Genomic DNA, 14,666 nt, shown 5'->3' with positions numbered 1-14,666 from the left:
TTCCTTTTTGGTATCGGCTTGGCGTAAGACAAAAAGCCTGTCAAAAATTTAAAACTCAATATAGACTCGGTTTTCTTATGAAATATGCTTTTCCATTTCATAAGAAAATCGTGGCTAAGAGTGGAGATTTTTTTAAAAGTATGAAATGCAATGGAATACTTTTTAAAAAATACTACTCGGTATTGAATTTTGAATTAGCCCTTTCTTTTTCTTTTAACTTTTCTTTTTATTAAAAAAGTCATGTGGCCTACCGCTAGGTGGCTGCATGACTTTTCCTTTTCATTTCTTCTTTTTCTTTTTTCTTTTGCCTTTTTCTTTTACGCTCCGCGAAGTGGCGTTAAGAAATGATCAGGAACTTAGAAAGAGTTTCCTTTTAAAGCGGTTTTTATTTAAAAGGTTACTCTTTCTAGTTATCGAGCATTTTAGTCCGAGTCGGCAATTATCAGCGAGTTTTCACCAGTCCATACTTCGCCCTTTAAGTATGGACCGGTGAATTACTCGCTGTATTGTGAGCCCAAATGATTTTAAATGACTTTTAATGTTTTGATTTTGTTTTTCAGATTGTAAAAAAAAGGATTCCGAACTTTTAAATAGAAATAGTGAATATACGACAAAAAAATACAAGGAGTGATAAAAAGTGGATTTCTCAAAAGATTTTAATTATAGTCATGAAGGTGATTTTTTATATCCAGTAGAATATTATCAATTCCGAAAAGCCGATGCATTAATGACTTTTAAAATTGAGTTATTATGTTTTGGTGATATGTATGCATTTCATTTTATTTCTGAAAATGAAACTCTTCCTAAAAAGTATCACTTTTTCTCTAGCAATGATTATGAAATTAATGAAGAATTTGGATTTAATGAACCAATGGATTCTGCATCAAAACAGGCTGTACTTCAAAGAGCAATTGATTTGGGAACGGCAATAGCTGATAAATATATTAAAAAAACCATAAATCAATAATTTTCAATAAAAAAATACCCTCCATTACCCTAAAAAAAGATTCATTTTGATTATAAATTTCAAAATGAATCTTTTTGTTAATTTTAGTCTTCTTTTTCTTTCCATATGGCAAAACGTATCGTTACTTCTTCCGCACCATTTACGGGATCACACCCCTTACACTGGCTACCTTCCCAAATTTCTACACCACATTTTTCACAATATCTTGCTGCTGCCATAACCAACGCCTCCTTAAACGCTTTTAAAAGCGTTAATTTAGGGTTTTATCTAGCAAACTACTTATGTTATTACCTATGTAATTCTATGCGTTTAAAATCAAAATATGCGTGTCTAACAATGCATTCATTAAGTACAACAAAATGTTGCTTTAGAAATTGCATCTTCAGGAATATACACTTTATTATTTTTTATTTTATATGGAATATCATTTCTTTCTAAGACTTTTATATTAACTGTTTCTACGCTATCTCCCCATCGTACATATTTTCCGTTATATCCTTTATTGAAATAATATAATGTTAGAACTGTAATACAAATCAGTAAAAAAATAAAAACTTTTTTCATATCTGTTTCTCCTTTTTATATTTTTAGTTGAAACAAAATTGCAAAAAAATAACCCTTATTACAAGGGTTGAAAGGGAAATAAAGAAAGATACATAAACTAATAAAGAGAATTACCTTATTATAACATATTTGGTTGTTTTACAGGTAATGAAGACCTAATAAAAAAACATATGGTGTAGCTGGTATCAATACTAAATGCATGATAAATATAGTCTTTGTATATACCGTATTTTTTTCTAATTTTAAAGATACCCTGAATAAAAAATTTAAAACCCATGCACCACCAATTGTAATTAATACTATAAAAATATAAAACATTGATTGAACTATATAATGTTCTTCATTTGGACTATCCATTGCCATACCTAAAATGAAAATTACTGGATAAGCAAAAATATAAATAGGTAAATATGAAAATAGATATATAATATATTGGATTTTCTTTTTCACTATTTAACTTCCTTTCTAAATTAAAAAGCATTGGCCACAAACATGATCTTCGTTTGTGCCAATACTTTTTATCACCTTTGTTTTGTATTATATCCTTTATTTGTCACATAACCTTCTTTACTCCAAACATTAATTTTTTCTTTTTTAGCTTGTTCTTGCTCCTTTTGAAGTAATGGTAATAAGGTTGTATTTGGTTTGTTAATGTACCTAACAATACCATAACCATTTCTAATAATTTTTCCTTCAACACATTCACCATCTATAAATACATAAGCTAGTAATCTTTTATAAGGGTCTTCTTTTTGTCCCTTATCATATACGATTGTAACGTCCTTATTTTCCAATAGGCGCTTTGTAAAATCACTAGACTCTTTACCATAGGGCATAACTGGAACGTCTTTCTTAACGCTTTCTGGTGTGTCTAAAAGCAACATGCGAATTGCATGTTGCTTATTATCCTTTGTAACTACATCTATTGTGTCTCCGTCACGTACATGTACAACTTTAGCTGGCTCTTGTTGTAATCCTTTAATTGCATTTTGATAATCTTCTTTTGTAACTATATTGTCTTTATTTGTAGCTTTTGCTTGCGAACAACTTACTAATAAAACTGCGGTAAATAATAACAAAAGAAATTTTTTCATTTTATCGCTCCTGTGATGATGCTGGCACAACTTTATCAACTAACCATTTTCCATTTTGTTTAACTAAGTCTAATTTAAAAGTCATTTCTCCATCACTTGTTGTGTCATTAATAGTAGTTGTATATTTAACAATTGTGAATACATTCGCTTTATCAGGATTATCAATCACACCGTTTATATAAACATCTGCATCTTTATATTTCATAATGATTGTTTTATCTTTTTCAGTTGGTGTAATTGAATTTGGTTCTTCTCCTGCTGGTTTAATACTGTTTAATCCGTTTTCAGTAGTAAAGTTTTTTACTTTTGTCCAACCTCTCTCACTCTTTGAAGTATCATAAGTGAAAAAGGCTTGTAAAAATTCAATCGCTGCTTTTTTAGTTTGATCTTGTGTATTGCTATTAGCATAGTGAAGTTTATAATTAATCTCTTTATTTTGCTTCTCTAAATCTTTAATTCTTTGTTTACTTTCTTCATTGATTTTTTTTACTTGTGTAATTTCTTTTTTTAACTCACCAGCTTCACGATGACTCGTGAAGCTGTATGAAGCTAATCCAACAAATACCGCTAAAGCTACAACAGTAGCAATTGTTGATTTAATATTCATTCCCATGTTAAACACCTCATTTTTTAAAATGGTAAACGTCTGATTCCTGCAAAATGTTCTTTCCAATATGGTTTATCTAAACTAGCATAATGTAAATGTGTACCACCCGCATTAAACATTTGATTATTTCCTATATAGATACCAATGTGCGAAATCCCAGGTTTATAAGTCCCTTCAAAGAAAACTAAATCCCCTGGTGCTGGGTTATCGACTGGAACTGTTTGATTATACATATCTTCTGCTGTTCCACTAATTCGAATGCCTAGTTTATTGTAACTCCATTCAATTAAACCTGAACAATCAAAATTAGGTGGCGCACGTCCAGCCCAAACATACGGATAACCGTCATATGGGGTAACTAGTGCCATAATTTCGTTGAACTTTTGATTTGCAATACTTGTTCCTTTTCCATCTGTAACACCCGTTGGGTTTTGAACAATTACCAAATTTTTCAAAACTTTTTCAACATAGGTAAAGTCGCCATAGCAATATGGGGAACGGAATCCGCATTGAGTACGTCCATTAGCATGTTTTAAAGCGAAACTTTTTGCTAAATCAACTGAATATGCTCCACCATTTTCATTTACATATTTTACAAAGCCCGGTCCCATGTTATATGCCTGTAATGCCAATTTTATTTTTTCTATATCATTAGGAGATTGAACTCCTGCTATTTCTAATGAATGTTTTAATTCTTGTACACCACACCATATACTATAATCTGAATCTGGAATGCCATTTGGTATATGAGGATATTTTGTATTAAATGCCCCTTCCGCACTTTGCATGACATCTATAAGAGTTCCGCCTGATTCCTGTTGTATTAAAGCTAAAATTAAATCAACATAAGGGGTCATTCCAAACTCGGCTGCATGTTTTTCCACTAAAGGTCGCCATTTTAAAACATCTGCTGAAACTTGCGCCATTCCTATACTTCCACCAATTGCGCCACTTCCTGAAGTAGCATTATCCTTTGAAGGAGCAAAAGACCCCATGAGCATTCCTATTAAAAAAATAGGGGCTAGGATTAGCCCTATGCCCCCAATCACTATAAGTTTAAGCTTCATGGTTTTTAATTTAACAACGGTGTTCATTTGACTCATACATGTTCACCCTGCTTTTCTCTATTTTTTCTAATGCTTTTTTCTACAACACTTTCTTTAATTTTTTCTTGTTTTAATTCTTGTTGTAAAGTTGGCATAACTTCAGATACCTTTGTACTGCTACTCATTTTTGGTGGTCTAATATTGTTATTTTTTGCTTTTTGAGTTGGTGCAAAGTCTGATACAGGTTTAGATTGAACTGTATTTGTTGGTGCAACTTGCGGTCTTGATTGTACTTTAACAGGTGATGAATGCATTCTAGTCATTTGTTTTGGAACAACTGATCTTTGAGCCGTTGTATTATTTCTTACTGGCGTATTTACTGCTCGTTGTTGACCACTTACTCGTCTTCCTGCTGATTGACTTACATTCTGTCTTCTTGTTTCTGTTCTTGGTGATGGTACTGTTCCTGCTGGCGTATTCACTACTCGTTGTTGACCGCTTACTTGTCTTCCTGTTGATTGGCTTACATTTCTTCTTGGTGCTTCTGTTCTTGGTGATGGTGTACCTGTTGGTGCATTTACTACTCGTTGTTGACCACTTACTCGTCTTCCACTTGTTTGTACTGTTCCTGCTGGTACATTTCGTTGACCACTTACTCGTCTTCCTGCTGAACTTACATTTTGTCTTGGTGCTTCAACTTTGTTTTGACGGTTTGGCATATGAGCCGCAACTACTGGTCTTGTAGTTAAAGCGCTTCTGTTTGGAACAGTTGTGTTTTGCCCTACTGTATTTTGTCCTGCTGTATTTTGAGAATGTTCATTTCTTCTATATGAAACTGCGCCTTGTTGCTTTTCACCTGTTGGTAACGGACGAACAGTTTGATTTGGTTGTGCTGAACCTACATTTTGAGAAGCTACACGCTGTCCACTTACTCGTCTTCCTTGTTGTACACGTTTATTTCCTTGTTGTTCCTGTGTTCTAGCATTACGTTTTGCTACATTTGGATTTCTTGAATGACTATTACGTTTTGTGCTACCAGCCATTGGAACAACTGTTGGTATATGTTTACCTTGTTCTGTTTTTCCTGCTGATCCTTCAGCACTTACTTGTTCACTTGCAACTCTTGGACTTCTATTTTCACTTGTACCGCCATCATGCGTAGCATGTTTGTCTTGATGTGCTTCTTTTGTTGGCTCTCCTGCTGTTTGATGCCCAGCTACAACTTGTGGTGTACGAGCACTTGATACTTTTTCTGCATCATTATCAGTATGATGGTTTGTATCTTTTGGTTGTTCTGTTGAATCTTTTTCTAAATTTGGTGTACGAGCGCCTGATACTTTTTCTGCATCAGCTTCTGTTTTTGCTTCATGTGCATCTTCTTTTGTTGCGGCTGCTTCTGCTTCAGGGCTTCGACTATCACTATCTTTTCCATGACCTTCAGAAAATTTATCCCAAAGTTTTGAACCTGTACTTGGTGTTGATGATTTTCCATCTTTTCCAGCACCATTTCCAGCGCCTTCTTGTTTTTCACGAATAGCATTTAATGTTTCTTTATGTCTTGCGTGTCTCATTGCTGACTTTCCTGTATTAGCTAGTTTATTTCCTACACCATTAACTGAATTTGAAGCACTTTCTAAAATGCGGTGATGTTGACCATTTATTGCATTCACAATGAAATCACGTTTAAACCAAAGTGCAATTGTTGCTACTGTGATTACTAATTGAGTAAACACTCGATTTTCTGTTTTATCACTTGCATTCGTGATATCGTATCCGATGGATAAGAAAGAAACTGCAATTAATACTACAAAAACCGTTAGTGCCTTAAATGTGATAACACTAAATATTGCTTTAATATATCCATACACCATATTTTCAAGTGCTGGGAATAAGCTGAAAACTAGAACTAATGGTAAACCAATTAACAATACAATAAACGCTAACTGTAATACGATACGAACTAAAGCTAGGATAAAATAAACTGCAATTTGTATTAAATTTGTAAGTGCTGCTACTGTCAAACTTCCCATTTGTGATGGAATGTTATTTGCAAGAATTGAAGAATTACCTTTTTTCTCATATTCTTCTTTTACAATGTCTTTTCGTTTTTCAAGACCTTTCTCACTAAATTCATTAGCTTGTAAATAATTTGTGATACGATCTTTATCATCTTTTGTGATTGCTGCTTCATCGGTTGTACCATAATTTAAGTGTAAAAACGGTTTATAAATCATACCTGCAAACACTTTATTTTCAATTCTCGCTCCAATTTCATTGCTTTTTAATGTATCCCCTGTTTTGGATTCATTGTATTCATTTTGTTGTGAAGCTGTAAGGGAAGGATTAATTTTTAATGCTGCATTTTCAATGTATTTCGATAAATCATTACCGAAAGTTACATATGTTTGAGCATTTCCAAACAATGAATACAGTAACGACATACTAATAAGTGTTTTTGTAAGGATTTTTAAAAACTCGCTCCAATTTTGTTGAACATAAGCACGAATTGCAATATATCCACCTGTTAAAGCTAAGAAGAATAGTAATAAATCACCTGTAACAGCTTTTGCTGTTTCTCCCATAATCCCGCCAACTGCTTCAGAAGTCTTATCTACAATGTCTAAGCTAAATAGGTTAAACACAATTTCACAACCTACTTTTGCAATTAGAAAATTAGCAAACCAAGTAATTTCTTTCCATGCTGCTTTTAAATTTTCTAAGACTTCATTAGTGTTCCAATACCATTTTTCATTGATATAAGTCATTGGTTTGTATTGTACATCAGGATATTTTTGTGATTCTCTTATTACATTTCCTTCTTTAACAATTGTTGGTGATATTGTTTCGGGCTGTTCATTTTCGGCAAATGCAACATTGTACGTTGTAGTGATTGTAAATAATGCAATCACGCAAACCATACAAGCCAATATCATTTTTTTCCACTTCAATTTAGGTTTCCCCCTTTTAGTTCTTTAGAACTTTACAACTTTTTTCGGTTTTAAAAAGGGGACTGCTTGTAGCCATTCTTGTTTCATTTTTTGAAATGATGTATATATATTTTTCTGTCGCTTTTTCATCAGTCGCCTTTACTGTTAAATAATCTTTGTCTTCAGTCTTACAAATTTCAAACTTTTGAAATTTAGTATTTTCATAGCGATCTTCAATTGCTGTTTTTGCTTTGTTATAAAGTTCCATATCTTCATTTCCACAAGCGGTTAGTAATCCAATGGTACTAACCGCTAACATAGTGACTGTGAAAAGCTTCCTCATGTCTTCACTCCCTTTAAGCTAACATGCTTTCTTCCAGCCCAACTGCTTCACTGTCTTTCTTAGTTGTCTTAAATGCTTCAAACCATTCATCAAATAAGACTTCGTGAGCAACAACCTGATTTCGTCCTTTATAATCTTGGAATAAACAAACCCCACTAACTAAGTTTTTAACGAGGTCTATATTTCCATCGTTTACTTCCATATCGAAGAACTCCAATATATCTGCGATTGAGCTTTCTGTTTTCGGTCTAAATGCAAATTTACAACCAATTAACTCTTTCAGAGCATTTGCATTAAAATCATCAAATGCTTGTGTAATAAGAACAATATCTGTTTCAAGCGAACGCCCTGTACGAAGCATACTATCAATAAGTGCTTCACCATTCTTAGATTTTTTTAGCACCCATGCTTCATCAAAGATAATCATTGCTTCTTCATCTTTCTTAGTGGAGAAGATGTTAACGTATTTTGATAAAGAAACCATGATGGATACACCAATAACTTCCGCTTGGTTCATTTCATCTAATGTCTTTTCAAATTGAGGTAATTGTAAACCTTGAATCCCTAAAATATTAACCTGTCTTTCGAAATCCAATGTTTTACTATCATCATTACCAAACAACATTTTTCCGTATCCAATGTTGTATTTCTCGATGAATTTACCCAATTCAGGTTCTTTCTCTTTAATTTTTTCTAGAACTTTAGTTAAAGTTGGTTTAACTTCATTTTTCATTACATATTGGATACTTTCGAAAATCGTAACACTTTCTCTTTTATTTCGACTGTCCACTTTTCCTAATGTCTCTAAAATGATTGAAGCTGTTTCAATTGCTTCATCACCTTTTAAGAAAATTAATGGGTCAAATGCCCCTATGTTATCTCCTGTACTTGATAATTCAATAAAGTTCATTTTCTCGTACATTGATTTAAATTCTTTAGTTGGATATTTCTTAACGGCTGCTTCGAAGAATTTTTTATATTCATTTTTTGGGTCAATGTATAAAATCTTTGCCCCAAAGAATGTTGACCATGTAAATAATGATTTAACTAACATACTTTTACCTGAGCCGGGCGGTCCCGTTACTAATACATTACCATTTGTATGAACCGTACCCTTTAAAGCCCTTTTTGTAATCAGTGGGTTAAAGATTACTATGTTATTTCGAATATTTTTAGCTTGTGTTACATCCAGTAATTCATAGTTAGTTACAACTTTTCCTAAATACATTCCAAAATTGTTGCCAATTTTATTAGATATATCAAAAGATGATGTTGCTAATAAAGATGTATCAATTACTTGTTCATAAAAATTACTATCAGCATAACTTGCTGGAATTAAAGAGTTAAATAATGAAAGTTGATCCACTTTCGGTCTAGCAATTTCAAAGTCTGTACCTTTATAAAATTGCTGTATTTCTTTAACTTTTCGTTCTAAACCTTCTTTTGTCTTATCGAATAAGACAAGGGTTAAATTACAATACATTAATTCTTTCTTTCCATTTTTCGTTTCATCTAGCAATAGTGTTAGTCTTTCATGAGCATTTTCGATTACGCTATCTTCGTCTACATCACCTTGCTGCATTTCATCATTAAAATGTCTGAACCGTTTCTTTAATTGCCTGATTTTTTTTACGTTTGTTTGTTGTGACTTGAAGTTAAATTTAATGTTAAACTCAATCGGAAAATCAACATATTCGATTAAGTCTAATATAAACTTGTAACTTCCGATGTTGTAAGGGGTAAGTACATACGGCATAATGGTGATATAGTCTGTTGAATCTTCATGCTCGATAGTGAGATATCCAGCATGATTTTTCACAACTCCTTCACACAAGTTAACTACTTTTTGAGGGATCTCTTCTAAAATCTCGTTACGGTGGAATTGATAATAGATAATTTTTTCTATATCTTTTTCTGTCGCTTTCGAGATTTTTTTATAATGTGATAAAGCCTGAAACATATCTTCTTCTTTACGCTTATAAAATTTAAAATCTGTTTCATAGTTTGTTTCTCTTGTATAAAATCTTGTAATATCTTCTACAATACGATTCTTTAAAACTTTAAAGAATCCAGCTACATCGTTAGGTACTTCATATGCAAATTTGTTAAGATGTACTCCGAAATAAATTTCATAATCATAAAGTGACAATTCGTCTTTCATAATCATATTGGCACGATTGTAATATGCAATACCTTCTTCTTTAAATTCACCTTTTACTAAGTCATTCGTTACTTTTTTTGTGAAGTAATCAAAATCATAATTTTTTGGAATGATCTTAATGTCAAATGCATATTCATTTTGTTCAAAAAAAGCAACCGTTTTGCGTATATATCGTTTAAATGCATGTGTATCATTTAACGGTAAATTTGACATATCCATTTTGTAATAACCCCAAACACCATTTTTTTTATTAAAAACGATGTTTCCTTCAGTTGTTTGAATTGGATACTCTAACAATGTTGCCCCCATATGTCACTCCCCTTTCTCCTTTTTATGGTAAGCTTCATATTTTAATGGTTTTCTATATTGAGAGTCATTTACAACTCTAAAATTCTCAATAACTTTATTTCTATTTCTATAAAAACGATAACGGTCAATAAAGAATTTATTTATCGGTTTATTATCGTATTTAAAAGAGAATGCTATGAAAATTGAAGTTGCTGGAACTAATACTACAATTTTTATCCAGTTATCTAAAAGGAAACTAACTGCTGGTTTCCCACCTACAAGCGCTATATAAAACAGTAGTGCGACGGTGATTAAGAAAATTGCTGTACCAAACAGCAATTTCCTTAATTCAATTCCGTTCGCAAACTCTAGTTTGTGTATCCGATAAATTTTTATCGGATACTTAAAGAATTTGGTGTAATTGAAATTATTCATATCCAATCACCCGAAGATTGCTTGACCCATTGATTTTGCAAGGTTAGAAAGTTGTGGTCCAAAGTAAACTACAACTAAGCAAGCAAGACCTAAAACTAACTGAGACATGAATGCGCCCCAATCCTGACGGACATAAGCAACAATTGCACGAACAGCCATGATTAGTAAGATAACGAAAGCAATCTGTGAAATAATGTTAGTCGTTATTGATTGCAAATTGAAGTTCATTACACTTCACTCCTTAAATGTTTTTATATTGAAACCATTGCTTTTTACAATGGGTTTCTGCAATTCGGTGTTTGATGCGGCCTACCGTTAGGTGGCTGCATCTGATTAACTATTTAACACTCGTAATATGGAAATCTCCATTTACTTTTTCAAATTCAATATTAAGATTTTGTGAGATTGGTAAGCCTGTTTCTTTTTCTGTAAAGAGGACTGTTAATTCAGCCATAAATTTATTGTCTTTTTTTGCCACTTTCTTGTTTTCTATTTTACCAAATTTGTAATCTTTTAGTGTCTTTGTATCGTTAGATAGATATTTTACTTGGTCGATATTTTCAGTAAATGCCTTAAAGTAATCATTTAAAAATTCATCTATCTTTTTATTTTCATCAGCGGTTGGAGTTGAAGTAAATTGGAAGTCCTCTTTTTCCTTGTATTTGATTGCATCCTCTAATTTTCTGTCTTTAAATGTTGGAATATCAATTACTGCATATCCTTCTCCATTTGTAGTAATTGGAACAATCACTTCATTTAAGCGATGTACTTCTTTTGGTACATCCTTTTCAACTTCTTTTTCAACTTCCTTTTCAACCTCTTGACCATTTTCTACAACTTTTTCTTTTACTTTCTCTTTCACTTTTTCTTTGCCGTTGGTAATAATGGTGTAATCGACTAGGAAATGATAATTTGCTTTCTTGTCACTGATTCTTTCTTTTTGAATGTAAGCAACGTTACCGATCTTCCTCTCACCAGCAAATTCTTTGTAATCTTCAACTTTTTGAAGGTTATAATCTTCAACAAAGTATGAATGTAAATTTGCTACTCGTTTTTCACGATTTTCTTTCCCACTTGCAATATTGATATAGTCCTTCAAGAATTTCTGACTAAAAACAACTGCTCCATTTTGAACTAACAAGTCATCTTTTTGTTTATCTTTAATGGATTGTTCTAGCGTTTCATTTGCCTTTTTTACATCATTTCTAATTTTTTGATACTTATTGAAGTAATAAACATTGAAGAAGAAACTCGTTGCGATAGCCCCCGTTAAAGTGATACTTGTAACCCTTCTCCACTTTTCTCTCGAAAGAGGGACATGTCTGAATTCTTGTTTTTTCCGTTTTTCTTTTGGTTCAAGCTTTTTTTTAAGCATTTCTCGAAAAGATTCTTTTTTTACTTCGTCCTCTGTCTCCTTTTTTTTCAAACCCATCTGTTTCAACTCCTTCAAGTGTGTTTCTCATGTAAACAATATCCGCTGGTCTATTTTCTTTAGCTGCTTTACGCCATACTGCAAATTGACCGATACTAAATTCACGTAATGTTTGCGGTTTAACTTGAAACTTATTAACTTGACGAACTGTACCTTTTTCACTTTTCATATCAATTCGTTTAAAACCGCCACCTGATTGTTCAGTTTGATATGTTACATCGTTATCTTCATAAGTTCCTAATGTATTAGACATTTTCTCGATTGTATAATCATCATTCGCAAGACCAAAGAAATATGTGTTTGTATTACCTATAATTTGGTCAACTAATCCTTTTTGCACTTTTTCAATATCTGCTAATGTTTGAGTTCCGATAACACATTCAAAACCTGCTGAACGTGATTTATTAATGTTGTCTACAACATCAGGTGTTCCATATGCGCTAAATTCATCAAATACAGCTAAAACCTTATCTTTTCTTCTTCCACGAATAGAAGCTAATGTTTTCACATCTGCAATTACCAATCTAGCCATAATATTGATGAATTTATTGTATATATTTCCATCTAATGAGAATAAAACAGCTTCTTTATTTTCTGTAATCTTACTAAGATCAATGCCGTTTTCCCTTTCTTCAAACAAATGACCAATTTCACTATCAAGTAGTGTGTAAATTTGAAGTTGTAAACCTTCAATACCTTCAAAGGCTGCTCCTTCTTGCATTCGTTCGAAAAAGATTTCTTGATATTTTTTTGCTCTTTCTGAAGGTTCTTCTTTTGGAACTTTTTCTATTACTACTTGTTTTTCCATTACCTTTTTTATTTGTTTTACTAATTTAGGCTTTCGTTCTTCTTTTTCGAGTTTTACTTTTGGTTCTTCTTTTGGTGTTTCATCTACTGAAAAATTAACTAAATCATTAATATCAAAATTGTTTAAATCAACTTCAACTGGTTTTTCCTCTACTGAAGTTTCTGTTTCATCTTCAAAAACTTCAACCTCAACTTCTTTTTCAACCTCAACTTCAACTTCATTTTCAACTTCTATATATGTTGTAACAACATCTTGATCTAAAATCTCTTTAATTCTGTCAGGGTTTAAAAATTTTGCGACAGTAGGCAAATCTCTAGGTAATTCATAATCATCTATAAACGAAACAACATTTTGCAAAAGATTTTCAGATTTATTTGCATAAAATTGTTCTGACCAATCTAAAATATTCATTAATTTATCTTTTATAGATGTCTTATTCCCATATTTAATCGCATTATAAGAAGTATCCAGTTTATCGCTAAAGACATGCAATTTTACATTGTACCTGTCACATATTGCTTGAACTTCACTTATTGTAGCTGGATCACCTTTACCATCTACGAAAATGAATGGTTCACCTTTTCTTAATGATTTTTCCATTAAAGCGTAAAATAATGTTGTTTTACCACCACCCGTTGTTGCAACAGCTAATGCATGACGGTTCAATTCTGAATCACCCATATAGTACGGATTCCCAAATTCATCAATTCCTAAAAATACAGCTTCATCTTGTTTAACTGGCTTTTCTCTCCACTTTGTTTGTAGCTTGTTATTAATCTCTAAACGATTTTTTTCAGTTTTCTTGTACTTTTCTGTGCTTCTTTTTTCATTCATTTCATGTTCTTTTGATTTAACAATCTTAGAACGATAATATTCGAGTAAACGCTCCATTGGATAAATTAAAATTAAACCCAACCCGAAATACAATAACATACTTTTGTAAGAAATTGAAAAACTTTTCCACTTTTCAACATTTATTGGGATGTAATGTAAATATCCAAAATACTCGATATAAGGGAACGTGGAGAAAAAGATAATTGTTAGCAATATTCCTATAAAACTGACAATTTTAGAAACAACTTTCTTTTTTACACATAAAGGTCTAAGAATTATAAAAAGCAAGATTGCCATTATAATGGGTGGTAATACTAACGTGATACCAACAGCAATTCCAAGTATTATACTTAGCTGCTCCCACGTTTCATTATCTTTATCTTTATTTATTGGTTTGTCATTGTTCAATTTTTATCACCTCTTTTAACATTTTCAAGGTGATATCTTCATTCATTGTTAATGTATCAGTTGAAGCCCTAGCAATTGCGTTGTATACGATTTTGTCAGGTACGATGTATGTAACATTGTGATATCTCTTTTCTTGCTTGATTAATTGCTTGTAATGTAGAAATTTATCTTTATATCTGATTTTACTCTTAGCGTGAAGTTCAACTTCAAAAGCATTATATCGTCTTATTTCTTGACCGTTTGCATTAAGAGTAGTGATTAATACAAAATCCGGAATACGATTTCGCAAACGCACTGAATTTTTCTTCACCATTTTATCTTCATCTTGCTTACTCAAAAAAATTGCTTCTTCTAATTCTTGCTTTAGAAGAGTTTTATCTGAAACAAATTCAATATTGGTTATATGTGGATTTTTTTCACCTACCTCCAAGTAAGTTAAAATACATTCATTCACCAATAAATCATGCTTTAAAGTTGTTACAGGAAATGACGTATAACCTATTGTATAATCGCCTGTATAACTCGCCCCCTTTTCTGTAATATAAAATACTGTGTCTAATCCGACTTTTTCCGTTCCGATCAAACCCATTGCCATTAACTGATTTTTTACTTTGTATAAAGTTGGCTTAATCAGTTCACCTTTTAAATATTGCAAAATCTGTTTACCGCTAATAATTCCAAATTTGCTAACGGTGTCCAACAACAAATTTTGTTTAGGACTTAAAACATGCATTTTTTCACTTCCTTTTCAT

Annotated in this window: 15 protein-coding genes; 1 reads left to right on the top strand and 14 read right to left on the bottom strand. The window is 32.1% G+C overall.

Features of this window, described 5'->3' with window-relative positions; genetic code table 11:
- Positions 1–637 precede the first annotated feature (637 nt).
- The gene (locus CO726_RS24770) at positions 638–967 is read left to right on the top strand and encodes a hypothetical protein (RefSeq protein WP_099685995.1); all 330 of its coding nucleotides are present in this window, start codon (positions 638–640) and stop codon (positions 965–967) included.
- 83 nt (positions 968–1,050) lie between these two features.
- Here the strand turns inward: CO726_RS24770 and CO726_RS32875 are convergent, their stop codons facing one another.
- From CO726_RS32875 to CO726_RS24705, 14 genes are all read right to left on the bottom strand, one after another.
- Positions 1,051–1,185, bottom strand: a complete 135-nt coding sequence (locus tag CO726_RS32875; RefSeq protein ID WP_281259854.1) for a hypothetical protein — start codon at positions 1,183–1,185, stop codon at positions 1,051–1,053.
- A 127-nt stretch (positions 1,186–1,312) separates the two neighbouring features.
- On the bottom strand, positions 1,313–1,531 hold the full coding sequence (locus tag CO726_RS24765) for a hypothetical protein (protein ID WP_099685994.1): 219 nt from the start codon (positions 1,529–1,531) through the stop codon (positions 1,313–1,315).
- 138 nt (positions 1,532–1,669) lie between these two features.
- Complete coding sequence (locus tag CO726_RS24760) at positions 1,670–1,981, bottom strand: hypothetical protein (protein WP_099685993.1); 312 nt, start codon at positions 1,979–1,981, stop codon at positions 1,670–1,672.
- A gap of 71 nt (positions 1,982–2,052) precedes the next feature.
- A complete protein-coding gene (locus CO726_RS24755) occupies positions 2,053–2,625 on the bottom strand; it encodes a thermonuclease family protein (RefSeq protein WP_099685992.1) in 573 nt (190 codons plus the stop codon).
- Between the two features lies 1 nt (position 2,626).
- On the bottom strand, positions 2,627–3,238 hold the full coding sequence (locus CO726_RS24750; RefSeq protein WP_099685991.1) for a hypothetical protein: 612 nt from the start codon (positions 3,236–3,238) through the stop codon (positions 2,627–2,629).
- Positions 3,239–3,255: 17 nt separating this feature from the next.
- Positions 3,256–4,335 carry a bifunctional lytic transglycosylase/C40 family peptidase gene (locus CO726_RS24745; protein ID WP_342750780.1) on the bottom strand — a complete coding sequence of 360 codons (1,080 nt, stop codon included), beginning with the start codon at positions 4,333–4,335 and terminating at the stop codon, positions 3,256–3,258.
- The gene (locus CO726_RS24740; RefSeq protein WP_099685990.1) at positions 4,332–7,226 is read right to left on the bottom strand and encodes a CD3337/EF1877 family mobilome membrane protein; all 2,895 of its coding nucleotides are present in this window, start codon (positions 7,224–7,226) and stop codon (positions 4,332–4,334) included. Before CO726_RS24740 ends, CO726_RS24745 begins: the two co-directional genes overlap by 4 nt.
- A 16-nt stretch (positions 7,227–7,242) precedes the next feature.
- Positions 7,243–7,548, bottom strand: coding sequence for a hypothetical protein (locus tag CO726_RS24735; protein WP_099685989.1), 306 nt, complete (start codon positions 7,546–7,548; stop codon positions 7,243–7,245).
- Between the two features lie 13 nt (positions 7,549–7,561).
- Positions 7,562–10,018: an ATP-binding protein gene (locus CO726_RS24730; protein ID WP_099685988.1), complete on the bottom strand. Its 2,457-nt coding sequence runs from the start codon at positions 10,016–10,018 to the stop codon at positions 7,562–7,564.
- A 3-nt stretch (positions 10,019–10,021) separates the two neighbouring features.
- Positions 10,022–10,432: a TcpE family conjugal transfer membrane protein gene (locus CO726_RS24725; RefSeq protein ID WP_098204968.1), complete on the bottom strand. Its 411-nt coding sequence runs from the start codon at positions 10,430–10,432 to the stop codon at positions 10,022–10,024.
- Positions 10,433–10,438: 6 nt separating this feature from the next.
- Positions 10,439–10,660: a hypothetical protein gene (locus CO726_RS24720; protein WP_098204967.1), complete on the bottom strand. Its 222-nt coding sequence runs from the start codon at positions 10,658–10,660 to the stop codon at positions 10,439–10,441.
- A gap of 109 nt (positions 10,661–10,769) precedes the next feature.
- The gene (locus CO726_RS24715) at positions 10,770–11,864 is read right to left on the bottom strand and encodes a conjugal transfer protein (protein WP_136699844.1); all 1,095 of its coding nucleotides are present in this window, start codon (positions 11,862–11,864) and stop codon (positions 10,770–10,772) included.
- Entirely contained in the window at positions 11,800–13,914 is a 2,115-nt protein-coding gene (locus CO726_RS24710; RefSeq protein WP_099685987.1) for a TraM recognition domain-containing protein, read from the bottom strand. The genes CO726_RS24715 and CO726_RS24710 overlap by 65 nt, the downstream gene beginning before the upstream one ends.
- Positions 13,904–14,647: a hypothetical protein gene (locus CO726_RS24705; protein ID WP_099685986.1), complete on the bottom strand. Its 744-nt coding sequence runs from the start codon at positions 14,645–14,647 to the stop codon at positions 13,904–13,906. Before CO726_RS24705 ends, CO726_RS24710 begins: the two co-directional genes overlap by 11 nt.
- Positions 14,648–14,666 lie beyond the last annotated feature (19 nt).

The sequence above is a fragment of the Bacillus fungorum genome, from assembly GCF_002746455.1.
Lineage (GTDB): Bacteria > Bacillota > Bacilli > Bacillales > Bacillaceae_G > Bacillus_A > Bacillus_A fungorum.
The sequence above is the reverse complement of the archived record's forward strand: the minus strand, read 5'-3'. Positions and strand labels throughout refer to the sequence as shown.

Coding starts and splice junctions, on each gene's coding strand:
- CO726_RS32875 (WP_281259854.1), bottom strand. CDS start 1,185: ATGGCAGCAGCAAGATATTGTGAAAAATGTGGTGTAGAAATTTGGGAA.
- CO726_RS24765 (WP_099685994.1), bottom strand. CDS start 1,531: ATGAAAAAAGTTTTTATTTTTTTACTGATTTGTATTACAGTTCTAACA.
- CO726_RS24755 (WP_099685992.1), bottom strand. CDS start 2,625: ATGAAAAAATTTCTTTTGTTATTATTTACCGCAGTTTTATTAGTAAGT.
- CO726_RS24750 (WP_099685991.1), bottom strand. CDS start 3,238: ATGGGAATGAATATTAAATCAACAATTGCTACTGTTGTAGCTTTAGCG.
- CO726_RS24745 (WP_342750780.1), bottom strand. CDS start 4,335: ATGAGTCAAATGAACACCGTTGTTAAATTAAAAACCATGAAGCTTAAA.
- CO726_RS24735 (WP_099685989.1), bottom strand. CDS start 7,548: ATGAGGAAGCTTTTCACAGTCACTATGTTAGCGGTTAGTACCATTGGA.
- CO726_RS24730 (WP_099685988.1), bottom strand. CDS start 10,018: ATGGGGGCAACATTGTTAGAGTATCCAATTCAAACAACTGAAGGAAAC.
- CO726_RS24725 (WP_098204968.1), bottom strand. CDS start 10,432: ATGAATAATTTCAATTACACCAAATTCTTTAAGTATCCGATAAAAATT.
- CO726_RS24720 (WP_098204967.1), bottom strand. CDS start 10,660: ATGAACTTCAATTTGCAATCAATAACGACTAACATTATTTCACAGATT.
- CO726_RS24715 (WP_136699844.1), bottom strand. CDS start 11,864: ATGGGTTTGAAAAAAAAGGAGACAGAGGACGAAGTAAAAAAAGAATCT.
- CO726_RS24705 (WP_099685986.1), bottom strand. CDS start 14,647: ATGCATGTTTTAAGTCCTAAACAAAATTTGTTGTTGGACACCGTTAGC.